The sequence below is a fragment of the Streptomyces pseudogriseolus genome (genome assembly GCA_002154585.1).
Lineage (GTDB): Bacteria > Actinomycetota > Actinomycetes > Streptomycetales > Streptomycetaceae > Streptomyces > Streptomyces pseudogriseolus.
Genome location: MUNG01000378.1, coordinates 1 through 329, shown reverse-complemented (window position 1 = coordinate 329; position 329 = coordinate 1). Strand labels below are relative to the sequence as shown.

Here is a 329-nt window from a genome sequence, read left to right as displayed (position 1 = left end):
CGCCGCCGACCGGCAGGCCGAGGACCCCGGCTCCGTGCTCAGCCTTTACCGCGCGGCCGTCCGGCTGCGCCCGGAGTTCGGCGACGGCCCGCTGACCTGGCTCCCCGCACCCGACGGCGTCCTCGCCTTCGCCCGCGCCGGCGCCCTGTGCGTGGTCAACCTCGCGGACACACCCGTCGATCTCCCCGCCCACTCCGCGCTGCTCCTGGCCAGCGGCCCCCTCGACGCCGCCGGGCGGCTGCCCGCCGACACCGCGGTCTGGCTGCGCTCCTGAGCCGCGCCCCCCGTCTGTTCCCCCACCCCCACTTCGAAGGGACCAGCACCATGAC

Annotated in this window: 1 pseudogene; it reads left to right on the top strand. The window is 77.2% G+C overall.

The features are described from left to right. Positions 1–274: pseudogene (locus tag CCN29_RS36310) on the top strand (DUF3459 domain-containing protein); the annotation flags it as partial. Positions 275–329: the final 55 nt, after the last annotated feature.